The organism is Chryseobacterium defluvii, from assembly GCF_003634775.1.
GTDB lineage: Bacteria > Bacteroidota > Bacteroidia > Flavobacteriales > Weeksellaceae > Chryseobacterium > Chryseobacterium defluvii.
Genome location: NZ_RBXB01000001.1, coordinates 1,215,269 through 1,241,862 on the forward strand (window position 1 = coordinate 1,215,269; position 26,594 = coordinate 1,241,862).

Below are 26,594 nucleotides of genomic sequence, written 5' to 3' on the forward strand. Positions count from 1 at the left end.
CACAGGGTTTTATGCTTGATTTCCGTTAAATTTTTGTTTTCCGGTTATCAACTCAAAAAAGAGCCTGAAATCGGAAATCAAGGACCATAAAGGGTATTTGAATGTTGCCGGCTTATTTTTTTCAATCACGGCGTGGCTGAACCAGGCAAAGCCGTATCCAACGATAGGGATATACCATAAAAACCTTTCTTTTCCTGAGCTGATGACATAGCCGATGACTACAAAAACCAATAAGGTTCCAATAAAATGAAAAATCCTTGTACCCAATTTGCGGTGTTCGGTAAGATAGAATTGATAGAATTCGCTGTATGTTTTTATTCTTTCAGACATGGCATGATTAGTTTAAAGTTTCTGAAAGATTGAAAGCAATAACTTCGCCAATTTTGATACAAAACAAAAATCGCAAGGAGCTGAAATGAAGTTCTATCTGCATTTTAGCTCCTTGCGATTTAGATAAAGATTAATTTATTTTTCGAATCAGCTTTTCCTTAACTTACTGTTTCGGTACCCGTAGCAGAAATAGATTACCAAACCTATGGCGAACCAGAGTCCAAACCAGAACCAGTTGTCGTGGCTCATTCCTGTAAGTAGGTATAAACAAGAGCTTAAACCGATTAAGGGAATCAGGGAAAGGTTTTTCACAAAAGTCACTATACACAATATTAAATTGATCAGAATAAAAAAGAAAATAGAGGCTCTGAATTCACCCGCTTTAGGATCATTCCAATTCATTAAGGTATCGAAAAATTCAGGTTGCCAGAAATAAAATCCTATTAGCCCGCCAATGAAAATAACAGGAAAAATGATCTTTCCGTTAATATAGGGAAGATGGAATCTTCCTTTTAGCTTTTCTTTAACCGGAAGAACCAAAACACCGGCACAAACCAGCACGAAGGCAAAGATGGTTCCTATACTTGTAAAATCCAGAATGAACGTCTTATCTGTAAACAGGATGGGGATTCCAACCACAATCCCGGTAATAATAGTTGCAAATGAAGGTGTTTTGTATTTAGGATGTACTTCCTGAAATTTCTGGGGCATTAACCCATCACGGCTCATAGCATACCAGATTCTTGGCTGTCCCATCTGGAAAACCAATAATACAGTAGTAATTGCAACAATGGCCACAAAGGAAACAATGAGCTCCATCCATGCAACATTGGCATTACCTTTTTCAAATATGAATGAAAGGGGATCTCCTACACCATCAAACTTCCTGTAATCCACCATGCCCGTAAGAACCAATGTAAGAGCTATGTATATAACTGTACAAAGGACAAGGGAAAGGATCATTCCTTTAGGTAAGGTTTTCTGGGGATCTTTAGTTTCTTCGGAAAGAACACTTAAAGCATCAAAGCCAATATAAGCGAAGAAAACCCCTGAAACGGCACTCATTACACCGGCAAAACCATTTGGCATAAAGGTGGAAACTCCGGTTTCGGGATTAGTCGGGGTCCAGTTATCTGTATTGATGTATGCAAAACCTACCAATATTACAAAAACAATGACGGCTAATTTTAAAATGACCAGTGCATTATTAAAGTTTTTACTCTCTTTAACACCGATATAACAAAGCCATGTAATTAATCCGTTGATCACCAAGGCAGGAACATCCACAATAAATTTTAAGCTTCCAAGCAATGGGGCGGTATTCCAGGCGTTCAGTAATTCTTTGTTTTCAGAGCCGCTCATGAAAGCTTTTTTAGCTTCCGTATAGCTGCAGGTAAGATAATCCGGAATATGCATGCCCAAGCGCTCCAGAAAGCTGGTGAAATAATCCGACCATGAGAATGCAACATAGATATTTCCAAAGGAATATTCCATAATGAGGGCCCAGCCGATGATCCACGCAATCAGTTCGCCGAAACTGGCATATGCATAGGTATAAGCAGAGCCTGCTGCAGGAATCCTGCTGGCAAATTCAGCATAGCATAAAGCCGTGAAACCACAGGCAAAACCACAAATCAAATAAAGTAAAATAACTCCGGGGCCACCTCTGAAAACAGCTTCTCCCAAACTGCTGAAACTTCCTGCTCCTATAATTGCTGCGATACCAAAAAAAACGATGTCCCAAACACCTAAAACCCTTAAAAGATGAGTTGATGTATCCGTGTCTGAGTAGATTTTCCTCCTGAATAGTTGATTCATTCAATGCTATATTTGAGTTGTAAAAAAACAAATGTAATGATAATTATAAAAGTATGTTAAAAAATAGCTAAATTTTCTATATTTTTCCTTAAACTCCCTTTCTAAGCTTGCTTAAACAATAAGTTTTCAATACTTTCGTTGATATAATAGACTTAATTTTTTTATTCAAAAGAATGAAATCAAAAAAAATACTTTTGGCTGCTGCTGTTTTTTATTACGGAATTTCCGAGGCTCAGCAGTCCCAATACTTCGCCCAGAAGGAAAAATACAGATTCAGTTTAGCCGAAAATCTTTATCAGACCAAAATATACAATGCTTCCCAATATGAATATGCAAGGCAGTATTTCTACAATCAGCACTTGTCACATTCTAAAAAAGAAGCGGCGCAGTTTTTTGATAATGTAATTGGAGTGATTCTTCAGAAAAATCATGCTGAGGAAGGCTTGGCTGCCTTTATGAAGGAATATCCCAATTCTGCTTATTTTGCTCAGGCGAACATGCCTCTGGCAGATTATTACCTGGCTAAAAAAGATTTTGAAAAAGCATTGGAAACTTTGAAGAAAGTGAACCAATATCAACTCTCCAAAGAAGAGAATACCCAATACATCCTGAAATTAGGTTATGCTAAATTCATGATGGGAGATTCTAAAGGTGCTACAGATGCGCTTGAGGAAGCTTATAAAACAGCTGATGAGACTCAGAAAGGGGATATCGCCTATATGTTGGGACATCTGTACTACACGAACAGACAAAATGATAAGGCCTTTCAGTATTTTGATTCGATTAAAGATCAGGAGAAATATTCAAAGCTGGTTCGCCCGTATTATGTTCAGATGTATTATAATGATAAGGATTATGATAAGGCTATTTCTGAAGGAAATGCTTTACTGAATGAAGATATTTCCGATTCCTATAAAGCAGAAGTTCATAAGATCATTGGAGAAAGCTACTTCATGAAGAAGGATTATGCCTCAGCTTATCCTCATTTAAAGGATTATTTAAGTGTCCAGCAAAACCCTTCTGAAAATGATCTTTATGAAATGGGATTTGTGGCTGCACAGCTCAAAAAATATGATGAAGCCGTTTCTTATTATAATCAATTGATCAACAGTAATTCCGCATTAGCACAAAATGCTTATTATCAGTTAGGAAACGCCTATCTGGCTGTTGATAAAAAACAGGAGGCACTTTCAGCCTTCCGTTCTTCTTATCAGATGGATTATGATGCTAAAGTGAAAAAATTAGCCCACGAACAATATGCGAAGCTGAGCTATGACATTGGAAACCCGTTTGAAAGTGCTTCAACGGTACTTCAGAATTACATCAATGAAAACCAGAATGATGCGAATACACCTGAAATGAGATCACTTTTGGTGAAATCATATTTGTATTCCGGAAACTATAAGGAAACGTTGAATGCGATCGACAAGCTGCAGAATTCTTCTCCGGATATTGATAAGGTAGATCAGGAAGTATCTTATTTATTGGGAACGGAAGAGTTCAACAAAGGGAATTATGATGAAGCGGAAAAGTACTTTTTAAGAAGTTTAGAATTTGACATCAATAAGGAGTTTAACAACAGGGCCTTATATTGGTTAGGCCAGGTATATTATCAGAAAGGGAATTATCCTTCTGCTATTGTACGTTATGAAAAGCTTTTAAATGAAAACTTCCCGGAAAAACAACAATTGCCCTATGATTTGGGATATGCTTACTTCAAATCGAAGAAATTTGATCAGGCTGAAAAGTATTTCAAGCAATATTTGACCAATCCTAAAACGGAATTTAAAAATGATGCGGAACTTCGTTTGGCAGATATTCATTACGCCAATAACGACCTGAATGAAGCGATCGCCATCTATGATAAGAACGAAGACGCAACGGATTATACTTTATACCAAAAAGCGATGGCTTTAGGTTTTAAAGGTGATACGCAAGCAAAGATCAATAACTTAAAGAATTTATTATCCAAGTATCCGGATTCCGAATATTATGATGATGCTCAATACGAGATGGGAACGGCTTATGCTGCGCAGGATGATTTTGCCAATTCCAACGATTCTTTTGCCAAGGTTATGAAGTCATCATCAGACAAAGATCTGATCGCTAATGCTTCTATCTACAGAGCACAGAATTATATTGATATGAACCAAAGCGATAAGGCTCTTTCAGAGCTTACATCTTTAGGGCAACAATATAAAAATACACCATACGCAGAAAAAATTGTGCAGGCTGCCAAACCGATTTTTACGAAAAACGGAGATGTTGCGGGATATGAGAGCTTTGCCAGAAATATAGGAGTAAATGTAGATGCCGCTGAAATTGATGAGATCAACCTTTCTACCGGAAAACAATATTTCGCAAAGAAAGATTATAAAAATGCTATTTCTTATTACGAAAAGTATTTAACGCAAAATCCGACAGGAGAAGGGCTTTATCAGGCTAAATATGAGTTAGGGGAAAGCTACTATCAAACCAATAATACTACGAAAGCATTATTGGTGTTGCAGGAAATTGCCAATGTTCAGAACGATTATCAGGATGATGCACAAACCCGTATCGCCCAGATTTATGTGACTCAAGGGAACAGTGCGGAAGCTAAAAAATACCTGGAAAATCTTAGAAACTCTTCTAATGTGAGCATCAGAAATTATGCAAATGTAGAGCTGATGAAGATGTATGCGGAAGAAAAGAATTTTTCCGAGGCTGAAAAACTGGCTGATGCAGTGATTGCTAACAATAAAAACTCAGCGGCTGTTATTGAAACAGCAAAAGTGATCAAAGCAAGAAGCCTGATGAACTCCGGGAAGGATAAAGATGCACAAACAGCTTATACTTCGCTGGAAAAATCTTCCAATACAGAAGTAGCGGCAGAAGCGTTGTATGCAAAAGCTTATTATCAGAATAAAGGAAAAGCCTTCAAATCCTCTAATGAAACCATCTTTAAGTTGGCTAATAATTATGCTTCGGAAGAATATTGGGGTGCAAAAGCATTGGTTTTGATGGCCAAAAACTATATCGGATTGAAAGATAATTATCAGGCAAGTTATACTTGTGACCAGATTATCAACAATTACCAGGATTTCCCTGAGATTGTGGCAGAGGCCAAAGAAGTGAAGAAACAAATTAAAAAGTAAAAAGTAGTAAAAGGTAGCAGGGTTTAGGACTTAGGAATTAGGATTGCTACATTGATAAATTGTTACATTAATAATTATGATGAAATACATTTTTCCAATCATATTTTTAGGGGCTTCGTCATTTGCGTTTTCCCAAATCAAGGAAGAAAAACTGATTCTTAATAAAAAAAGAGAACCGGAGGTTAAAAAGATCGAAAAGAAAAAAACTTCTGTAGAGACCATTAAGAATTATCCGCCGGAAGAAAAATCTCAGAATCCAGTAAAGTATACCATTACGGATGTGCCTGCTGTTTCGGATTTCAAAACCTCTACCATTCAAGGCGAGGATGTAACTCCGAAATTCGATGCAACAGCTCAGAATAATTATTTCCAGTTCGGAATGGGGAATTACGGGAAAATCCTTGCGGATGCTAATATTTCCACGACCTTGGAAAATAAGATAGAGGTAGGAGCAGATGTACATGTTCTTTCCACACAAGGATTGAAAAAGGATTATGCCTGGGATTCCAAACAAAATTCCGCAACATTGGGCGCTTTTTTAAATGCTTATGGAGAAAAGGGAAAGTTCAACGCCAATGCAGAATATGGATTGAATAATTATAATTATTATGGGATTTATGCACTAGAACCAGCTGCTGATGTCGACCTGAAGCAAAAAGTGAATCAGTTTAAGGTTAACGGATATTATGATTTTTATTCCAATGAAATTTTGAATGATGTAAGGGTGAAATCTTCATTCCTGAAAGACCATTTTGAGGCCCAGGAGAATCAGGCTTCCATTTTAGCTAATTTCTCAAAGCATGCTGTTGAAATAGGGAAGTCGGATGTGGTTTTAAATGCAGATTTAGGAGTTGGTTTAGAGACTGTGAAAACAGATTTTGCCATCAGAGACAGAAATTCATCTAATTTTTTCAATACAAGCTTATCGCCGAAAGTTACTTTTGCTAAAGGAGAAACTTATTTAATGCTAGGTTCGTCATTTGCGTTTTTAAATGCTAAAAATTCTAATGATACAATGGAAGAACAGATGAAAAATAATAAGACCTACTGGTTCCCACAGGCGGAATTCCAGCTGGCAGCTTCCAAAGAATTTAAATTTTACGGTGGAGTAGATGGTGGCCTGAAATTGAATACCTATGGGGATTTATTACAGGAAAATCCATTTATTCTTTCGGATCAGATGTTAAGACCTACAGAAACTAAATATCATTTTTATGTTGGTTTAAGAGGAGATTTCGACGAAATGATTAAATATGATTTCTCTGCAGGTTTCGGAAAAATGAGAGATATCATGTTCTTCAAGGCCAATGATTTATTCAGCTATGATGCTCAAGAACGTTCTGCGTATAATTTTGCCAATACATTCTCTGCAATCTACGATGATGGGAATGTGAGCGATATTAAAGGAAGCATTCAATATTTTCCTTTGGCGAACCTGATTTTAGACGGGGAAGTCCTGTTCAGAAAGTACGATCTGAAAAATTATGAAGATATTTATAACGTTCCTTTATTGAGTGCAAGTATCGGAGCTAAATATACGATGCTGGATAAAAAGCTATTGCTAGGATTCAAAGGAATCTTCGCAAGTGACAGAACAACAAACTCTTACACCTTGGAAGCTATTCAAACTACTCCGAATATTATTTACAAGTCTACGGAAGATACCAATGATAAAGTAGGAGGGTATGCAGACTTAAATCTTTCCGCAGAGTATAAAGTTCACAAAAATTTCAGTATTTTCGCGCTCGGAAATAATCTTCTTAGCTCCAAATACCAGACGTACAAAGGCTATAAAGTTCTGGGGGCACAGATTCTGGGCGGGGTGAAGATTACATTCTAAAATATAAGTAATGAGGAATAGGTAATGAGCAATGCAAAAATTACTGATGAATTATTCATTACTCATGAATCGGGCTGCATAGTTTAATGGATAGAACTTCGGATTTCGGCTCCGACAGTGAGGGTTCGAATCCTTCTGCGGTCACATGACCGACTTTAGAAATTTCTAAAATTTCTGGTCGGTCTTTTTTATTCCATAACTTACTGTTAACAATAGTATATAATCTATAATAGAGTTAAGTTTTGGTGTTCGATCCTTAGTTCCATCGAATTGCAGTTTTTCAGGATAAATCGAACACATAATCGCTCTTTTAGTCTCTCAATCCCCTTGTTTAAAGGCTGGAGATATTTGAAATAGCATATAACGCGACAAGAATGAATATTGAAGCGGCTGAAATGGAAGAGGTGATCGAAGTGAAGAAACAAAACTTCTTTGATTCCTCAAAAGATCTGTTTCCGCTACTGATCGTCTTTATCCGCCTTATGATGAGAGGATTTCTATGAATGACGATGATTTTTACAAATAAATAGGGGATACTTTTAAAACGGGTTATCCTAATACTTTAGCATGGTTGATTTCTTCTGATCTTGAAGCGGTGAAGAAAGTTGGATTACGCCCATCAAGAAAGGTAAAGCTTTTCAATGGAAAGCTGGAAACCCGATTTTCACAGTATGAGATGTATGAGGGGACGAAGAAGATGCATAAAATTGAGAATAATTGATGGCAGGGAACATTTTCGATTTTTTAGATATTATTTTTAATGGACTGAATGTATTGGATAGCTTTTCATCGAATAAAATTGATACGATTCAGACTAAAAAAATAAGAAATAAAATCCAAACCTAACTTTTTAACTTACACACTTCGTGGGTGAGTGTCCTTACCAAACAAGGCTCAAAGTCATACTGTTTTTTAAAAGCATAGGAAAAATGGATAAGTCTTCAAAACCCACTTCCATATAAACATCCGTCGGTTTTTTATTCCTTTCCGTCAAGTGATAATAAGCCAGCTCAGGGCGTTTCTGAATAAGCCATAGTTGTGATGTAACCTTGAACGCTTTTCTGAAATCTCTGTTGAAAGTAGAAGGCTTCTTCCTGTTAAATATCTAAATCTTTCCAATGGCATATTAAACATATAGTTTTTCTCCATGAAGTTAATAAGATCGATTTTACCAGGCTATTCAAAATTAGCGAGTAAGGATCAATATTTTGATCAAATTCCCGTAAAATACTTATTGGAAATTCAACGTAAAATGTATTGGATTAACTTAGTCTATTATTTAATACTTCCTGTGATAATTTCTTCTACGTTCCAAGAATTCGGGGTATATTCACTTTTGAAAGGATAGAAACAAAAAGCCATAATTATATCCTTATACCAATAGACTATAAGGCTAAATTTTCATTTATTATGATTTTTTTTACAAAAAAGCAGGCTAATTTCTTTAATATTTCTCTTCACCTTCGAGAATTGAAAGCTTGGATCAGTCGCACTACTAACAGTATAAAATATTCTTTGCTGTCAAAGATAATCACAAGCTAAAATGGTATAAAATCTAATTCATTATTAATTAAAAAAAAACACGTCAAGTTCTGACGCAATATCATATTACTTTTGTTTTAAAGATAACAGGTGATTTCTTGCAAGAATGATTAACCATTAACCCTTAAAACAAAAAATTATGATTTACACAGAAGACTTCTTCGCACCGGGAAGCACGTATCCCAGTGATAATGTAGTAGAATTAATTGATAGCTATACCAGTGAACATGTAGTCTATAAAAAAACTACTGTTGGAATTCCGACAACCGGAGACGGCGATGGTGCCATTTACAGAAAAAAAGAGACAGACTTTTATAAAAGAGAATGGACCGGATATGTTAATATATTATGGTGGGGAATTGGCAACACCCTATCAGATTATACCGAAACAACGACAAGAATACAAAAAGCTTTGGCACTTGGATATGATACTTTTTTTGATGAAATTTCGATCATCATTAATGATTCTCTGCCAGTTCAAAACAACCAGAAACTGCTTTCCAAAGGCTGTAGTATTAAGCAGTCAGGATTTGTAAAAGAAATTTTTAATTGTGAGAATAAAAGTAATATCTCTATAACAGGATTTAATCTGGAAGGACTGGGAACAGATTATCAAGGAAGCCCAAGCTCAAAGGCAGTGGGCGTTTTATGTACTGGAGCTAAAAATCTTGCCATTGCAGATAATACATTCAAAGATTTTAGTTATTCTGCCGTTTCGGGATTAAACGGGATTGATCATTTAACATTTAAATTTAACAAAGTCGAAAATTCATTTGATACGGAATGGGCAAAAGTTACACCTCAGGATCCGTTTGGAAGAAAAGACAATACAGGAATTACAGTTGGAGGGAAAAATATTTCTATTCTTAAAAACAGTTTCAAAAACTCATCTCAAGGCATTATTATCGCTGAAAATTCGGAGTTTATATCCATTTCAGATAACGATATTGAAAATACCATTTTGGAGCATGGAATGTATCTGGATGCAGGACTCTCCAATATCTCTGTAATCGGGAACCGTATTAAAAACACTCAAAAGGTAGGTGTTAAGCTGCAAAATTTTGATAAACATCCGGATACTCTTGGTTATGTTTGCCATAATGTTGTGGTCTCAAACAATATTGTAGATAATACGGGATCAGGAGGCGACGGTATTCTGATCAATAATACCGCAAATACTCCCTTGACTTTGGCAAAAAATGTTATTGTATCCGGAAATGTGATAAGAAAGGCGGGTCAACATGGGATTAATGTGAGGTATATAGATGGTGGAGTCGTTGCTAATAATATGGTGAATGACATTATGCATTCAGGAATTTATATTGCCTTCACCAAAGGGCTAGATGTTTGTCATAATAATATCCGTACTACACAGGAAAGTGGAATAATGATTGAATCAAAGAATGATTTTTTAAATGTAAATTCTAATACCATTGATAATCCGGGAGCTAAAAATGTAGGCGGAGAAGATTTATTAACAGGAATAAGTATAAGATATACTAATAACTCTGAGATTGCTGTAAAACATAATAAAATTAGAGGTAATTCTGATCAGGCAATGAGATGGGGAATTTTTGTTGAAGGAATTGAGGAGCCATTACCTAACCTTGAACAAGGAACATTCGAGATTGAAAATAACGTGATTTTAAAAGCCAGATATGTTGATATGAGATTCCTCAATGGACTCATAGCATTAAGACGTTTGCGAGATAATTATACAACAATCCAAAATTCCCCTGGTGAACAACCTTAATCAATAAAAAGCCTCATTATGAAATTTTTCAAAATTTTCTTTCCCGATTAGGCTGGAATGCCCATAAAACCTATATTTGCAGCCTAAATTTTAAATCAATGAAAGAACTAATCGAAAAAATCAACGCAGAATTTGAAGCTTTCACTACTGAAGCAAACCAACAAGCAGAAAAAGGAAACAAGGCAGCTGGAACAAGAGCTCGTAAATCAGCTTTAGAACTAAGCAAGTTGTTTAAGGATTTCAGAAAAGTTTCTGTTGAAGAATCTAAAAAATAATAAATGATCCCTGTCGAAAGACAGGGATTGTTTTTTATAGGGGATCTTTTTTGAGCAGTTTTTTTATTTCGGGGATCTTTTTATCTTTTACAATGTATGTTTTACAGATCTTGTTATTCAAATGCATACTAAAGTTCATCTGGGTGCCTTCTACTCCCACGACACTATTAGGAGGAGGGGTATAATCTGTAAAGATTGGGCAAAAATTGGCAAGGCATAGAAGATTTCTTATCAACGATTTGAAAACCCCGGGATAATGGCCATAATCATCCAGAACTTTAATTTTAAAAAACCTTTTTCCCAAAGTAGTCCCCCAATAAGATTCCGTGATTGTACCTATGAGGATTACAGACGGAATGGAAAGCAATATACTAATGAATACCATCTGATGAAATCCAAAATAAAAAAGCAGTATGAACGGTAACATATCAATGATTTTAGCAAAAAGCCTTTCCGTTTCATTGTTTTTATGTCCGGGATTATAAGGGAATTCATATTCGAATTCATTATAAATCCTGTTTCCCAGCCTGTCAAAATTACGGGTGGGTCTATGAATAATTCGCTTTTCTTTAATTTCCGATATTTTCACTTTTGGCTATATAATCATACTCAACTGAACTCTTTTTCTCACTTCATCGACTTCCGTTACTTTTACCTGAACATGCTGATGAAGTTTTACCACTTCATTCACATCAGAAACAAAACCGTCTTTTAACTGGGAAATATGAACCAACCCACTTTCTTTAATTCCTACATCTACAAAACACCCGAAGGCCGTAATATTATTGACAATTCCCGGTAAGATCATTCCACTTCTCAAATCTTTAATAGATTTTACATTGGGATCAAATTCAAATATTTTAGCTGCTTTCCTTGGGTCTAATCCCGGTTTTTCAAGCTCTTTCAGAATGTCTTTTATGCCTAAAATACCGATGTCTTCCGTAATATATTTTTCCGGTTGTATCAACGAAATTTTCTCTTTATTGGCGATAAGATCATGGGTTTTAATCCCTAGATCTTTGGCCATCTTTTCAACAATTCCATAAGCTTCAGGATGAACAGCAGAGTTGTCAAGAGGATTTTTAGCATTAATGATTCTTACAAATGCTGCCGCCTGTTGGAAGGCTTTTTCGCCTAATCTCGGAACTTTCTTTAATTGTTTCCTGTCTTCAAACGGACCATTCTCTGTACGGAAATTCACAATGTTCTCTGCCATTTTCTCTCCAATTCCGGAAACATAGCTTAATAAGGATTTACTGGCAGTATTGAGGTTAACTCCCACTGAGTTTACACATTTCATTACAGTGGAATCTAATTCATTCTTCAGTTGGGTCTGATCCACATCATGCTGATACTGACCTACACCAATGGATTTCGGATCTATTTTTACGAGTTCCGCTAACGGGTCGGCAAGTCTTCGTCCAATCGAAACAGATCCTCGTACTGTAACATCGTAACTTGGAAACTCTTCTCTTGCAATTTTACTTGCGGAATAGACCGATGCACCCGCTTCTGAAACCACAAAAACCTGAAGTGGCTTATCAAAAGCAATTTTCTTAATGAAAAACTCAGTTTCCCGACTTGCCGTACCATTTCCAATGGAAATCGCTTCAATATGATAAGCATTTACCATGGAGCGGATTTTTTTCATGGCCATCCCTGATTCGTTTTGAGGAGCATGAGGATAGATGGTTTCATTGTGTAGTAAGTCTCCTTTTTCATCCAGGCAAACCACTTTACAACCGCTTCTGTAACCCGGATCAATTGCCAGTATCCTTTTTTCTCCCAATGGAGGGGCTAATAACAATTGGCTTAGATTTTCAGAGAAGATTTCGATCGCTTTTTTATCAGCTTTTTCTTTGGCTTCCTGTAATACTTCGTTAGAGATAGCGGGTTCCAGTAATCTTTTGTAGCTGTCTTTTATGGCTATTGAAATTTGTTCTGCACTTTCATGATTAGATTTGATAATAGCGTTTTCTATCAATTCAATGGCTTCTTCCTTATCAATTCCTACATCCGTTTTCACAAAACCCTCGGTTTCTGCTCTCAACATGGCAAGAAGCCTGTGAGATGGAGTTCTGCTCAGGTTTTCTTCCCATTCAAAATATTGAGAGAATTTCTGGGCACCTTCTTCGTCTTTTTTAGCTTTTACTACCTTAGAAGAAATAACTGCTTTGCGTTGAAACAGGCGGCGGAGATTCTTACGGACGTACATGTTTTCATTAATCCATTCCGCCATAATATCCCTTGCTCCCTGAAGGGCTTCTTCTTCGGAGGAAACTTCATTATTCAAGTATTTTGAAGCCAAAAACATCAGGTCATTATTTCTCTGGCTCATGATGATTTTCGCCAATAGTTCAAGTCCTTTTTCTTTGGCGGAATCAGCTTTGGTCTTCTTACGTTTTTTGAAAGGCAGGTACAAGTCTTCAAGCTCCTGGATTTCAAAGCTTTCTTCTATTTTTTGTCTGAATTCGGGAGTTAATGCATTTTGTTCCTCTATAGATTTTAAAATGCTTTCTTTTCTTTTTATAATCTCCTCAAACTGTTTATGCAGTTTAGAGATCTGTTCTATCTGGGTTTCATCCAGGTTTCCGGTTTTGTCTTTTCTATAACGGGCTATAAAAGGAACGGTACAGTCTTCGGCTAATAGCTGAAGAGTATTGGTAATGCTTCTTTCGGAAATGTTCAGACTTTTCTGGATGAATTGAATAATGTTCATTTGATAAATTTGAGAGGGCTAAAATAGGGATTTTTAATCTCGATGTAAATAGTCGGATTGTTTTTCATTTCTTGATATATGATAAGGTGAGAAGATAATTGATTTTTATATTTTTGATTTTCAAATTTTAAATAATCTTTTTAATAAAATAATATGAAAAAACTTAGTGTTATTGCATTAGTTGCTGTAGGATTGTTGGCAGCATCATGTAACAAAGAAAAAGCGGCAGAAACTGCTGCTACAACTACTGAACAGAAAGTTGCAGAGGGTACGGGTGAAGTGTTGGCTGTAGATGCAGCGACTTCAGTGGTAAACTGGAAAGCATTCCACAAAGGAGGTTTTGCACCGCGTTGGGGAACTATTAGTGTAAAATCCGGTGAGTTAAACGTTGAAGGAGGACAGCTTACTGCAGGTAATTTCATTATTGATATGAATTCTATTAAAGTAGATCCGGCTTCAGTAACGGAAAAAGATAAAAAACCGGCAGATCTTGAAGCGCACTTGAAAAACCCTGATTTCTTTGATGTAGCGAAAAACCCTACTTCAGATTTCAAAATTACAAGCGTTACAGATTTAAAAGAAGCACCTAAAGATGCTGTTGCGGGTGCGAATAAAACAGTAAGCGGAAATCTTACGTTATCCGGAAAAACAGTTAATGTAACTTTCCCTGCAAAAGTGGATGTTGTAGAAAATTCTGCGTCTATTCAGGCTAAATTTACAGTGAACAGAGCAGATTGGGGGATTAAATTTGGTACTGATGAAGCAGATCCTGCAGAATGGATGATCAGCAAAGACATCGAAATTGCTGTAGATGTTAAAGCAAAAAAATAATTGCTAAAATATACAAGTATAGCCGCCTTTTCATGAGGCGGCTTTTTTATTTTTAACAGGTTTGAAAAATTCTAAGGGAAAAGGTAAAATTTTAAGGTTTTGTTTCGTAATAATATAAAGGAGTATCGTTTTCATCAAAACCTATGATGAGAATTTTATATCCTTTTGCATCATCATTATTGTAAAACCTAACTGTGGTAGGAGTATCAGATTTCACTTCAAGATACGGGTTCCAGTACAAGTTAGTTCTTGTATCTTTGCCAGTATCTTTTAAGCTGGCATTATCATAAACTGCATTATTGAAAACCGCTTCTTTACTGTAACCGTTTAATGTAATGCTTTTCAAACCGGGAAGCTGCTTTAATTCCTCATCGGATAATTTAGCCTCTCCTCCTTGATGTGTATATATCGCAATAGCTTGTCTGCCGCCTCCGGGACCTGCACCTATGAAATGATCTTTGATAACTTTTATCATGGCAACATCTGCTACGGAAATATTGGTTATCTGGCTGGGATCAATTTTCATTTCATTAAGAAATACAGGAACAGGTGCTTCTCTTAAAAAGGGAGTGAGGGAACCATTACTCATCCGCATCTGGAAGTTGGCTACTCTTCCTTCCAGGAACTGCAATATATTACTCCCGGCAACTAATGTATTCTTATCATTGACGAAATCAAAAATATCTTCAGAAATGCTTTTGAACAGGGAGCTGCTTAGTTGTTGGTTCAACTTTCTTTTATCATCTTTTTTCTGCCCGGTCAGCCTGATTTCTTCAATAGTATTTATCTTTTCGCTTATTGATTTTTCAAAAGCTTTAGATTTTACTGCTTTGGCCACTTCTACCGGGAGAGGTTCATTAGGCGTACGCGCTGCCAGCTTGAAATTAGTGGCTGGAAGATTGCTTTTGTAAGGAATGAAAGTATAAGAAGGCTGTACGTATACATTAGTGGCATTAGATGTTTTCTGTTTACCGCTCAATTGGTAAAAGAACTTCATAGTACCTTCGAAAATCAGGTTGTTAAAGGTGAAAATTCCTGAATCATCCGTAGGGATCTGGTATAGTTTAGTTCCGTTTTCCTGATCGGTTTTAGAGATTAAGTTCAGGGCGGAACTTCCGGCAGATGGCCCGGAAACTTTTCCTTTATAAGACAGATAAGATTCCGGAGTATATCTAATTGCCGGAAAGCTTCCTGAAATAAGTGTATTCCAATCAAAACGCTTCCACTTTTCGGAAATAAGTAAAGCGTCCAGAGCTTCTGTATTATGATTTTTACCAAAATATTGGGCAGGAGAATATATTTTGGAAGTAATATCCCCTGTGAGCCACAACGTGCTTAAAAGACTTTTTTCTGTTTCTGTACTTTGAGATTCTTCGTCAAGAACAACTACAGAATAATTGGAATAATTTGGATCTTTTGCAATAGTAAAAGTGTTTGTTTCGTGAGGAATATCACTTAAAGATACGTTTTGAATGGAGGGCTGTTTTATATTGAGTAATTGAGGTTGAACAAAACAAAGCCTTGTTGCAATTACCTGTTCTTTATCATCGAAGACCGTTAGTTGCAAAATTCCATTCACGAGTTTATCAGTAGGAATGGTATAAGTTTTTTCATTGGATAAATTACTTATTCGTGCCTTATAAACAAGTTGATTATTAATTGTTCCTAATACCTTGTAAGAAGAATGTGGGGTGTTTTTTGATTGTATAGAATAGGTAATGGCATTTGTTTTACTTTTCACCTGTAAATTGAGGCCGGAAGCAGAAACAAAAGGTAAGTCAATATTTTGTTTTATTCCTTTATTATCCTGAACAATAAGCTGATATTTCTTTCCGCTTTCCGGAGTGAGGTTGAATGAACCTACATTTTGATCGAACCCTTTAAAGCTTACTATTTTTATATCCGGATTTGCAGAATCTATAACATAACCGCTCCAATCGGAAGGAGTAATCCCATTAGATTGCAGACGGACTGCGAATTGAGTATTGATCCCATGTACAAAGGTTCCGCTTTCAGGGAAGACAGTAACGGACCATGGAGAAGTAGTGTCGGAAATCAGTTTCTCAGGTGAAGCCGGATTGTATACTTCAATGGGCTGAATCCATTGAAAGTCTTCACTGAAATTGGCCATCCATGTTGTATAAGCTCTGATATAATATACATCTTCTTTTAAAGTTTCGGGAAGGCTAAGGCTTCCATTGCCTTCTCCATTATACAGAGGAAATATTGCTTTGCTTATTTGTGTTTTATTACGGTCATATAATTCTACAAATAAATTGGTTGAAACGGAAGATCGGTTATATCCCTCAAATACAAACGATTTGAACCAGATATTTTCTCCTGCTATATAATTGCTTTTATTAAGAAGCAAATGTATTTTTTCCTGTGGATATTTTTGTTCAAAGTTTTGAAGGGCTTGTTCGGCTTTATCCTGAGCATTGGCATAGTTCATAAATGCCAGTACACTCAACAGTATTAGTTTTTGTAACATGAATGTTTTTTTTAAATTGTGTTTTGATTGAAAGCTAAAAATACAGTTTTTTATTTAAGTCACTGCTCATTGAGGATTTTTTTATGATAAGAATTAAGAATATAGATCTTATGACAAAGCCTTACCAATCCGGTAAGGCTTTATCTTGATTTTCAGGGAAGAAACTTCTTAATTGGTAATAACTCCAAAAGGCTTCCATGTGTTTGTCCCGTCGGTTACATTTACCCAACCGATAGGCCCGTTTACAGAAGGTCCTACATTCAGGATAATATCTCCACGTTTCCACTTTGGATCTGAAGTAGAAGGGTAGGTATCAGCATATGTTATTTTTACTTTTCCTAAGTGGAGGAAATCGTTTAAATTTTGATAATAAACGGTTCCTAAATTATCATTTGTAATAAAATTACCGATGATATTAAATTCAATATCCGATAAACATTTATTGTTACTGATGGTGGTTTTTAGATCTTCATTGGCTTTAATATCACAGACTTTGAAATTTTTCACGGAATTTCCCCTTACATCATCATAAAGAGAGCCCGCTCCAACAATATTGATTCCGATGGAAATTTGATTATCAACAACGGTGTTATAGGATAAAATGTCATTATCTATTATTTTGTTACCGCGTACCATTAAAGGATTTTCTACATTGTTCGCTAAATACAGTCCATAACCGGGTTTGCCAAGGGCAATATAGTTGCTGTTAATATTCCAGTTATAACATTCATCTGAGATTACAATACCTATGTGCTGGCAAAAATCAATCATACTGTTCATAACGTTTACATGAGATGTTTTTTCAGCATAGATGCCGTCATATGCACCATAAATTAAAGTGTCAATAATTCTCCAGCCCTCCTTTGTTGTATCATCATAGAACCATATTCCTTTGCTATCAGGCGTATTAAATTCAAATGAAAGAGATGTATTATTAGAGATTTCATTATTAACTGATTCTCCTTTTACTAGAATTCCTACCTGGCAATAATTTGTTTTTAAAGTTTGGATCTGGGAAGACCAAAGATAATTCACTTCTAACGCAGTTTTATATCCATTGATTAAAAGATCTCTTAAAATAATGTCATAAGCATGATTTGTAGAAGTTCCATTTACTTTAATGCCGGTAAAACTGTTAGGAGTTGTAGTAAAATAAGTAGCATTATAAATTCCGAAACCCTCCAGGACTACCCCGGAAACATTAACAATAATGCCGTCGTTATTGTTCGTAATAATAAAAGGAGGATATGTAGTACTACTTCTGGTAGAAGAACCTGTAATCTTAATGGCTTTGTTAATTTGTAATGGACTTAAAATCATATATCTTTTATTCTCAAGATTTAAAACCTGTCCGGCTTCCATTTCATTAATAAGTGTTTGGATTTTAGGAGCATCATCTGTATTTCCATCACCAGTTGCACCACATATTCTCACTGAAATATCACCCGTGATCATTCTCTTATACGAAATACCATTAGCTTTTACACGATAAATGCATCCATCGCTAACAGTTCCTGTTAATTTTTGGTAATTAACAATATCTCCAGTATAATGGTCAATTAATGTAACCATATCTTTGTCTAAATTTGGATCAGACGATAAAAAGAATTCCTCTGTTGTTAATAAATTCAAATTGTTTGTCATTTTTTCTTTTTAAAAGGTTAATAATTAGTGATATACATTCTTGCAAGAAATCTATAAAACAAAGATAGTAGGGAGAAACGCCAGAACTTGACGTGTTTTATTTTCTGAAAATATTTACTGTATTTTTATTAATTTCCTCATTATGAATTTGTTAATTAATTCATAATCATATAAATTAATTCATTAAAAATCACTACTTTTGCACCCGTAAAAATCTTATATGCAAAACATTAGAAATATTGCGATTATCGCACACGTTGACCATGGAAAGACTACTTTGGTTGACAAGATCATTCACGCTACCAACATTTTCAGAGAAAATCAGGAAAGTGGGGAATTAATTATGGATAACAATGATCTTGAAAGAGAAAGAGGGATTACGATCTTATCCAAAAATATTTCTGTTACCTATAAAGACACAAAAATTAACGTAATTGATACTCCCGGTCACGCCGACTTTGGAGGGGAAGTAGAGAGAGTATTGAAGATGGCAGACGGAGTTTTATTGTTGGTGGATGCTTTCGAAGGTCCGATGCCACAAACCCGTTTTGTTTTGCATAAAGCTCTTCAGTTAGGATTAAAGCCTATCGTGGTAATTAATAAAGTAGATAAAGAAAACTGTCGTCCGGATGAAGTTCACGATAAAGTTTTTGATCTTTTCTTTGCATTGGATGCTACGGAGGAACAATTGGATTTCCCTACTTATTACGGTTCTTCAAAACAAGGATGGTTCAACATTTCCTTAGAGCCTACAGACAATATTCTTCCTATTCTTGATGGGGTGTTGGAACATGTTCCGGCTCCAAAAATAGAAGAAGGAAACCTTCAGATGCAGGTGACTTCACTGGATTATTCTTCATTCTTAGGAAGAATCGCAATCGGAAAAGTGATCAGAGGTTCTTTGAAAGAAGGACAATGGATCGGTCTTGCTCAGGAAGGAGATAAAATCGTAAAAGGAAAAGTAAAAGAATTATACATCTTTGAAGGATTAGGTAAGAAAAAAGTAACCGAGGTTCAGGCAGGGGATATTTGTGCTGTTGTTGGATTCGATGCTTTCCAGATCGGGGATACATTTGTTGACCTTGAAAATCCGGAACCCATGGAAAGATTGGCAATTGATGAGCCTACGTTGAACATGACGTTCTCTATCAACAACTCTCCATTCTTCGGAAAAGATGGTAAATATGTTACTTCTAATCACCTTAAAGAAAGATTAGAAAAAGAATTAGAGAAAAACCTTGCATTAAGAGTTCAGCAGACAGATGATGCCAACACATTCTTAGTATTCGGTAGAGGTATTCTTCACTTATCGGTTTTGATTGAAACCATGAGAAGAGAAGGATATGAAATGACGATTGGTCAGCCGCAGGTAATCTTAAAAGATATTGATGGTGAGAAATGTGAGCCTTATGAAACAATGGTAGTAGACGTTCCTGAAGAATATTCATCAAGAGTAATCGACTTGGCCACTCAAAGAAAAGGAGACCTTTTGATCATGGAAACCAAAGGGGAAATGCAGCATATGGAATTCGATATTCCTTCAAGAGGTTTGATCGGACTACGTTCTCAAATGTTGACGGCTACTGCAGGAGAAGCGATCATGGCACACAGATTCTCAGAATATAAGCCTTTCAAAGGAGCTATTCCGGGAAGAAATAACGGTGTATTAGTTAGCAAAACTCAAGGTCCGGCTACAGAATATTCTATTGCTAAATTACAGGATAGAGGTAAGTTCTTCGTTGATCCGGGTGAGGAAATCTATGCAGGTATGATTATCGGTGAGCAAAACAAACCGGGAGATTTGGTTGTAAATATCGTAGAAGCAAAACAGCTGAACAACATGAGAGCTTCCGGAAAAGATAAAGATACAGGTGTTGCTCCGAAAATCCTATTCTCTCTGGAAGAATGTATGGAATATATCCAACAGGACGAATGTATCGAGGTAACTCCGAACTTCATCAGAATGCGTAAAAAACTTCTTTCCGAAGAAGATAGAAAACGTGCTGAAAGAACGGCAAAAGCAGAATAAGTTCTGTATCATATACAATTAAAAGCCTCGATTTTCGGGGCTTTTTTTATTCAAATAAGAAGTAAAATGCTTATTTTACGCCTTTAAAAATCCAAAATAATTTAATGTAGTTTTGTAGCCTATGAGAATGAATCCATTAAAGCTGATATTTTTGTTTGGGGTATTTGTATCATGCAGCAGCTCCCGCTCTGTATCGAATACAGTAAAACTTCCGCCAAAACCACCCGTTAGCATCCCTAAAAATACGCCGAAACCTAAAGATTCTGTTGTCAGCAATACAGGAACTCCGGTAGAAGAAATTATTAAAGTTGATCTACCGCCTATACAACGGGAATTCCGCGGAGCATGGGTTGCAAGTGTTGCCAATATCAACTGGCCGTCCAGAAATAACCTGTCTGTTGAGCAGCAAAAAGCGGAAGCAATCAGTATGTTGGATATGCTGAAGGATAATAATTTCAATGCGGTCATCTTCCAGGTTCGTCCTTCGGCGGATGCTTTATATACAAGTACGTTGGAACCATGGTCATATTTCCTGACAGGGGAAACGGGAAATCCACCGTATCCTAATTATGACCCTTTGCAATTCTGGATTGATGAATCTCACAAAAGAGGGCTGGAGCTCCATGTATGGCTGAATCCTTACAGGGCGCATCACGCTAATGGAGGACCGGTAAATAACCTGTCTATGGTTAAAAAGCTTCCGGATATGATCGTAAGGCTGAAGAATGGAATGTATTGGTTTGACCCGGCAGATCCAAGAACACAGGGGCATGTCTCCAACGTGGTAAAAGATATTGTGAAAAGATATGACATCGATGCTGTACATTTTGATGATTATTTCTATCCTTATGCCACCTATAACAAAGGTGCTGATTTTCCGGACAGCAAAACGTGGAATGAATATCTGAGAAACGGCGGAACATTATCCAGAGCAGACTGGAGAAGAGATAATGTGAATAAATTTGTTGAACGTATCTATAAAGAAATCCATGCTGAAAAAAGCTATGTACGATTCGGAATCAGCCCATTCGGAATATGGAAGCCTGGTTATCCGGCAGGAATTACAGGCTCTTCCCAATACGACGAATTGTATGCGGATGCCAAATTATGGCTGAACAACGGTTGGGTAGATTATTTTTCTCCGCAATTATATTGGCCTGTCAATGCAAGAGAACAAGGCTTTGAACCTTTACTGAACTGGTGGAAATCAGAAAATACCCAGAACCGGCACTTATGGCCGGGACTCAACACTGTTGAAATAAAAGTTTCCGACCGTCCGACTGAAATTAAAAACCAGATTGAAATTTCCCGACAGATCCTAAAAAACAATGCCGGAGAAATTCACTGGAGTATCGCCGGATTAACGAAAAATCCCGGTATGCTTCCCACCTTAAAGAACGGCCCTTATAAAGAAAAAGCATTAGTCCCTAAAACGTCATGGATAAAGACTGTACCTTTAGCAATACCCACTTTGTTTATTGCAGATAACGGAAGCTTTGCACAGGCAAGCTGGAGCTCTAAAAATATAGGGGAAGTTTTTCAATGGGTGCTTTTCACCCAGTATAACGGAGTCTGGGAAACTGAAATCTTAACACGGGATAGCCTTTCAAGAGACATTCCGAAATATAAGGATGGCAAAAAGCTAAATGCAGTAGCGGTTAAAGCCATAGACAGGTTAGGCAATGAAAGTGATTATTTGGCTAAAAAGATAAAATAACCATACCACTACAGCGGTATTATGACACTTTTATTTTGGAATAAAATATAACTTATTGATTTTTATATATTTAAAAACACTGCATAGAATACCGTAGAAATGGAATCTAAACAAATAAAAAAGAGAGTAAAAGCTTACTCTCTTTTTTATTATAGGTTATTTTAATTTAATTTCCTAAATAAAAAGCTATACTTTCATATACATAGCCATTAGTTCCAGGTCCCATTTCGTAAATATTATTGGTGAAAAAGTGTCTTTTCTTACTTGCATTGTAGTATCTGTAAATGGCGGTAGAAGTTCCTAATGAACTTGAACTACCTGATGACCATGATTGTCCCATTTCACCTTCCTGAATCCATGCTCCATTAGTATTCATAGTATGATACAGAATACTACCACTTGCATTACTGGTGGCATAAATATCGCCATTTAGTTCTTCAGGAGTAATTGTTAATAGCCTGTCTCCATTTTTTCTATTGTACCATCTGGTTATAACTCTTTCTCCTCCTGATGCACCCAACCAATTATAACCCAAAATACCTTCTGGAGTATATCCTGCATTTATTCCATCATTATAATAGTATGTATAATAATGGCCAACGCCACCGCCATAAAACCTGTAAATAGGTGTACCCATAACTTCGGATTGTTCAGATGTGGTTTTATTTAGTTTTTTTTCAGACGATTGTAAGCTTGAAATATCCATATCATTCTCCTGATTTGAGCAGCCAGCTAATGTAATGCCAATTAGGCTAAGTAAAATAAATTGTCTCATGTAATATATTTAATTGTAATGTGCAAATATAATATTTATTCACCAATGTATGATATATTTTTAATTAGATTAATGAACCTTAATATAATGTGGAAGTTAATTATAGAGTTTTTTTCTAGAAATAAGAGATGCAGTATATGGAATTCGATATTCCTTCAAGATCAAAAGATATGACATCGATACTGTACATTTTGATGATTATTTCTATCCTTATGCCACCTATAACAAAGGTGCTGATTTTCCGGACAGCAAAACGTGGCAAAAAGCTAAATACAGTAGCGGTTAAAGCCATAGATAGATTAGGTAATGAAAGTGATTATTTGGCTAAAAAAAGTAAAATAATTGAGCTTTTAACTTCTATGAAATTATCTAATAAAAGGCTTCCTGAGTAAAGCATAAACTAAAGCATATTTTATAAATGTTTTCTCATTCAGGCTCAAATTATTAAAGCGTAACTTTGGTAAAAGATTTAGTCTTTAATTGTTTATTTTGCTTTAATACCATGAAATTATATATAAAATATATGGTAAGCCTTCGATGTAAGATGCTTGTCCATGAAGAACTCAATGCCCTTGATATAAAACACTCTGTCATTGATCTTGGTGTGGTAGAACTATTGGATAATATTACCAAACAGCAATGGGAAACATTAAAAAAGAATTTACTGAAATCCGGTCTTGAATTACTGGACGATAAGAAAAGTATCCTCATTGAAAAAATAAAGAATGTAGTTATCGAAATGATTCATTATGCTGAAGAATTACCTAAAATAAATTTTTCAGAGTATATAAGCGAAAAGCTTGGATATGATTATACCTATTTAGCGAATACGTTTTCTGAAGTCAAAGGAATTACCATACAGCAATTTATAATTATAAATAAAATTGAAAAAGTAAAAGAGCTGCTTTTATACGATGAACTTAATCTTACAGAAATAGCTTACAAACTTAATTATAGCAGTGTAGCCCATCTATCCAGCCAGTTTAAGAAAATCACAGGACTTTCCCCCTCTTTTTATAAACAGCTGAAACAAAAACGGACGAATAATCTGGAAGATTTTTGATACGTGTGATTTATATAACCTTTTTAAAATCATTTACAACCCGTTGTGTTTTAAACTGTCCATCTTTGTATTGTAATAATTCTATTGCATCAAATACTCCCATTATGGAAACAAATCACAACAAAGGTAATAAGACCTTTAAAATTACAGGAAACTGGGAATTACAATCAAAGCAGTTAAAAGAAAAATTTTCGCAATTAACAGATTTTGACCTAAAATTTAACGAAGGTAAAGAAACTGAACTACTTGATAAGATGGGAAACAGATTAAGAAAAAACCGTGAAGAAGTCATGGAAATCATAAAAGAAATTAATCTGTCATAGTCTTTTTTCAAATACTGTCTAATAGCTCCCAAGAATTGCCCTTATATTTTAAAGAGTTATTAAGCAAGAAGGACAGAAACTCTTAAGTATCTGTCCTTCTTTCAATAAGCCATGTAAATAATCCCGTAATGAAACATAACGAAATTGAGAAATCAAAAGTATACATTATAGCTGAAATAATTGACTATCTCTCTAATTCTGTTGTAAGCAAAACGATCTTAAAAAAAACAACATGCAGTATTAACGCGATGTCTTTTGATGTAGGGAAAACATGGATGGAAAAGATTTCACCTTTTGATGCATTTGTGCAGATTATTGAAGGGAGAGCAGAAATAGTTATTGATGATGCCTCTTTTTTCTTAGAAAAAGGGGAGACAATCATAATTCCGGCACATAAGCCTAACCTATTAAGAGCCAATGAACGCTTTAAAATGATATTAACAGTAATCAAAAGCGGTTATGAATAAAAATGATAACATCCAATGGTTAACAAAAAAGATCCTGAAAATAACAGTTGAAATCCAAAAAAAATTTCCGGAACTGTATGATCTTTTAAATGAAACCCCGTTGTTTCTTTCTGATCGAAAAAGGAAAATCACAATTGAAGACTTCAGGCAATACCTCCTTTCCATTAGAATGCAGCAAAAGACTTTTGAAAAAAATAGTAGAATTAATATATGATACAGGCCTGATTTATAAGCAGGCATATAGACATATCATTTCAATTTGTCACACGATTCTTTAAAGTAAATTCTAAATTTTGATAAAATTATAAGTTATGAAAACAATACATCTTTTTCAATTTAAAAATTCCATTACCCATAAAATTCCGTTTTTTAGTGAAGAATCTAAAATTAACACTTTGAATGATTTAATGGGATCTGATTTAATAAATACAGAAAAAGTCACCGAATTTATAATTGACATTCCGGATGATTTTATTTTTGAAGATACCGGAAAAGATGATTTACTACGACTGTGTGAAAAAGCCAAAGAAACGATTGATCATTACTTTACAACCAGTTTGAATGATTATGATGTTCTTTAAAAGTTAAGTAATGAATTGATCCGCTTTATAATCCAGATAGTTTATTCTATTGTGTTTTTTAGAGTTGCCCTACATCTATCTGCTATGAATCAAAAACTATATCTTTTATTATGGACAATTGTGGTACCTGTTTTAGCATGGGTCGCCTATTTCTGTATTCCTTTAATGTTGGGAGGGGTATGGTATTCGTTATTTCTCACAATCTTATTAATCGGTTCAGTTCTTGCCGCAGTGCATCATGCTGAAGTAATCGCGTATAAAACCGGGGAACCTTTCGGTACATTTCTTCTTGCCCTGGCTATTACAATTATAGAAGTTGCTTTAATTGCCTCATTAATGATAATGGCCAACAACAAGCTTGATACAATTTCACTTGCGCGGGATACCGTACTGGCGGCAGTAATGATAATTCTGACGGGAATTATAGGTGTATGCATATTAGTAGGTGCCGCCCGTTACAAGGAACAGGTATTCAGCCTTCAGAGTGTGAGTGCATCATTGGTAACTCTTACTGCCATATTGGTATTTGTACTTATTTTACCCAATTATACCATAAGTATTGATAAATCTGAATACAGCCCGGTACAGTTGATATTCATAGCTTCCGTATGTCTGGTGTTATATATTAGTTTTATTATGATTCAGACGGTGAGACACAGAGAATATTTTTCATCACCTTATGCAAAGGAAGATGAAGAATTGCTCCCGGAAAAGCCCACTCTGAAAGTTACGCTCATCAGTATAATATTTCTGATATTATGTCTTGCCATTGTTGTTTTACTTGCCAAATCACTAGCCCCCGATATAGAAATGATGGTATTGAAGGCCGGCGCTCCCAAATCTTTAGTAGGAGTTATAATTGCAGCAGTAGTATTGCTTCCTGAGGGAATTGCTGCCTTTCAGGCTGCCTGGAAAAACCGCATACAAACCAGTCTTAATCTCGCTTTGGGGTCAGCTCTCGCCAGTATCGGGCTTACGATTCCGGCAGTTGCAGTGGTTTCTGTAGTAACAGGAATGAGAATAACGCTCGGGATTGATATGAAAGCTATGATACTGCTTGTTTTAGCACAGTTTACTATTATTCTTGCCCTGGCCACAGGACGAACCAATATACTGCAGGGTATTGTACTTTTAATGGTATTTATAGTCTATCTTTTTATGATTATTTTTCCCTGATCATGCTAACCTGAAAATTGAATGAAGGTTAGTCTGGCTGATCAAATACAAGACTTTTTACTGCGCCGGTTTTTATTTTAGAA

Annotated in this window: 21 protein-coding genes, 1 tRNA gene and 1 pseudogene; 15 read left to right on the forward strand and 8 right to left on the reverse strand. The window is 35.7% G+C overall.

The window, feature by feature from the left end:
* Nucleotides 1-9 precede the first annotated feature (9 nt).
* Complete coding sequence (locus tag BCF58_RS05685) at nt 10-330, reverse strand: DUF962 domain-containing protein (protein ID WP_121460802.1); 321 nt, start codon at nt 328-330, stop codon at nt 10-12.
* Nucleotides 331-477: 147 nt separating this feature from the next.
* Nucleotides 478-2,148 carry an APC family permease gene (locus BCF58_RS05690; protein WP_121460803.1) on the reverse strand — a complete coding sequence of 557 codons (1,671 nt, stop codon included), beginning with the start codon at nt 2,146-2,148 and terminating at the stop codon, nt 478-480.
* Nucleotides 2,149-2,321: 173 nt separating this feature from the next.
* On the opposite strand from BCF58_RS05690, the gene BCF58_RS05695 reads away from it, so the two are divergent.
* The 4 genes and pseudogenes from BCF58_RS05695 to BCF58_RS05710 form a co-directional block, all read left to right on the forward strand.
* Complete coding sequence (locus tag BCF58_RS05695) at nt 2,322-5,285, forward strand: tetratricopeptide repeat protein (RefSeq protein WP_121460804.1); 2,964 nt, start codon at nt 2,322-2,324, stop codon at nt 5,283-5,285.
* A 76-nt stretch (nt 5,286-5,361) separates the two neighbouring features.
* Complete coding sequence (locus tag BCF58_RS05700) at nt 5,362-7,125, forward strand: TonB-dependent receptor (protein ID WP_121460805.1); 1,764 nt, start codon at nt 5,362-5,364, stop codon at nt 7,123-7,125.
* A gap of 72 nt (nt 7,126-7,197) precedes the next feature.
* Nucleotides 7,198-7,269: transfer RNA gene (locus tag BCF58_RS05705), tRNA-Arg, on the forward strand.
* Between the two features lie 227 nt (nt 7,270-7,496).
* Nucleotides 7,497-7,846: pseudogene (locus BCF58_RS05710) on the forward strand (class I SAM-dependent RNA methyltransferase); the annotation flags it as partial.
* 269 nt (nt 7,847-8,115) lie between these two features.
* Here the strand turns inward: BCF58_RS05710 and BCF58_RS17675 are convergent.
* A complete protein-coding gene (locus BCF58_RS17675; RefSeq protein WP_317126235.1) occupies nt 8,116-8,274 on the reverse strand; it encodes a hypothetical protein in 159 nt (52 codons plus the stop codon).
* A 532-nt stretch (nt 8,275-8,806) separates the two neighbouring features.
* Here BCF58_RS17675 and BCF58_RS05720 point away from each other — a divergent pair.
* A complete protein-coding gene (locus tag BCF58_RS05720) occupies nt 8,807-10,420 on the forward strand; it encodes a right-handed parallel beta-helix repeat-containing protein (RefSeq protein ID WP_121460806.1) in 1,614 nt (537 codons plus the stop codon).
* 98 nt (nt 10,421-10,518) lie between these two features.
* The gene (locus tag BCF58_RS05725; RefSeq protein ID WP_034684091.1) at nt 10,519-10,695 is read left to right on the forward strand and encodes a histone H1; all 177 of its coding nucleotides are present in this window, start codon (nt 10,519-10,521) and stop codon (nt 10,693-10,695) included.
* A 34-nt stretch (nt 10,696-10,729) separates the two neighbouring features.
* On the opposite strand, the gene BCF58_RS05730 is transcribed toward BCF58_RS05725, so the two are convergent.
* A complete protein-coding gene (locus tag BCF58_RS05730; protein WP_121460807.1) occupies nt 10,730-11,284 on the reverse strand; it encodes an RDD family protein in 555 nt (184 codons plus the stop codon).
* Between the two features lie 6 nt (nt 11,285-11,290).
* Nucleotides 11,291-13,414, reverse strand: coding sequence for a Tex family protein (locus BCF58_RS05735; RefSeq protein WP_121460808.1), 2,124 nt, complete (start codon nt 13,412-13,414; stop codon nt 11,291-11,293).
* A gap of 153 nt (nt 13,415-13,567) precedes the next feature.
* Here BCF58_RS05735 and BCF58_RS05740 point away from each other — a divergent pair, with 153 nt between their 5' ends.
* Nucleotides 13,568-14,245 carry a YceI family protein gene (locus tag BCF58_RS05740; protein WP_121460809.1) on the forward strand — a complete coding sequence of 226 codons (678 nt, stop codon included), beginning with the start codon at nt 13,568-13,570 and terminating at the stop codon, nt 14,243-14,245.
* Nucleotides 14,246-14,336: 91 nt separating this feature from the next.
* Here BCF58_RS05740 and BCF58_RS05745 read toward each other — a convergent pair whose 3' ends face one another.
* Nucleotides 14,337-16,736 (reverse strand): hypothetical protein, encoded by a 2,400-nt coding sequence (locus BCF58_RS05745; RefSeq protein WP_147462035.1) that lies wholly within the window; start codon nt 16,734-16,736, stop codon nt 14,337-14,339.
* 168 nt (nt 16,737-16,904) lie between these two features.
* Nucleotides 16,905-18,308 carry a right-handed parallel beta-helix repeat-containing protein gene (locus tag BCF58_RS05750; protein WP_147462036.1) on the reverse strand — a complete coding sequence of 468 codons (1,404 nt, stop codon included), beginning with the start codon at nt 18,306-18,308 and terminating at the stop codon, nt 16,905-16,907.
* A 292-nt stretch (nt 18,309-18,600) separates the two neighbouring features.
* Here BCF58_RS05750 and typA point away from each other — a divergent pair, with 292 nt between their 5' ends.
* Complete coding sequence (gene typA, locus BCF58_RS05755) at nt 18,601-20,409, forward strand: translational GTPase TypA (protein ID WP_121460812.1); 1,809 nt, start codon at nt 18,601-18,603, stop codon at nt 20,407-20,409.
* Between the two features lie 121 nt (nt 20,410-20,530).
* Nucleotides 20,531-22,126, forward strand: a complete 1,596-nt coding sequence (locus BCF58_RS05760; RefSeq protein WP_121460813.1) for a glycoside hydrolase family 10 protein — start codon at nt 20,531-20,533, stop codon at nt 22,124-22,126.
* A gap of 166 nt (nt 22,127-22,292) precedes the next feature.
* Here the strand turns inward: BCF58_RS05760 and BCF58_RS05765 are convergent, their stop codons facing one another.
* Nucleotides 22,293-22,832, reverse strand: coding sequence for a hypothetical protein (locus tag BCF58_RS05765; RefSeq protein WP_147462037.1), 540 nt, complete (start codon nt 22,830-22,832; stop codon nt 22,293-22,295).
* A 244-nt stretch (nt 22,833-23,076) separates the two neighbouring features.
* On the opposite strand from BCF58_RS05765, the gene BCF58_RS17350 reads away from it, so the two are divergent.
* From BCF58_RS17350 to BCF58_RS05800, 6 genes are all read left to right on the forward strand, one after another.
* On the forward strand, nt 23,077-23,187 hold the full coding sequence (locus BCF58_RS17350) for a family 10 glycosylhydrolase (RefSeq protein ID WP_228434748.1): 111 nt from the start codon (nt 23,077-23,079) through the stop codon (nt 23,185-23,187).
* Between the two features lie 216 nt (nt 23,188-23,403).
* Entirely contained in the window at nt 23,404-23,964 is a 561-nt protein-coding gene (locus BCF58_RS05775; protein WP_170148975.1) for a helix-turn-helix domain-containing protein, read from the forward strand.
* A gap of 104 nt (nt 23,965-24,068) precedes the next feature.
* A complete protein-coding gene (locus BCF58_RS05780) occupies nt 24,069-24,287 on the forward strand; it encodes a hypothetical protein (protein ID WP_121460815.1) in 219 nt (72 codons plus the stop codon).
* A gap of 128 nt (nt 24,288-24,415) precedes the next feature.
* Entirely contained in the window at nt 24,416-24,754 is a 339-nt protein-coding gene (locus BCF58_RS05785) for a cupin domain-containing protein (protein WP_121460816.1), read from the forward strand.
* A 311-nt stretch (nt 24,755-25,065) separates the two neighbouring features.
* Nucleotides 25,066-25,335 (forward strand): heme oxygenase, encoded by a 270-nt coding sequence (locus tag BCF58_RS05795; protein ID WP_121460818.1) that lies wholly within the window; start codon nt 25,066-25,068, stop codon nt 25,333-25,335.
* 84 nt (nt 25,336-25,419) lie between these two features.
* On the forward strand, nt 25,420-26,511 hold the full coding sequence (locus tag BCF58_RS05800; protein ID WP_121460819.1) for a calcium:proton antiporter: 1,092 nt from the start codon (nt 25,420-25,422) through the stop codon (nt 26,509-26,511).
* Nucleotides 26,512-26,594 lie beyond the last annotated feature (83 nt).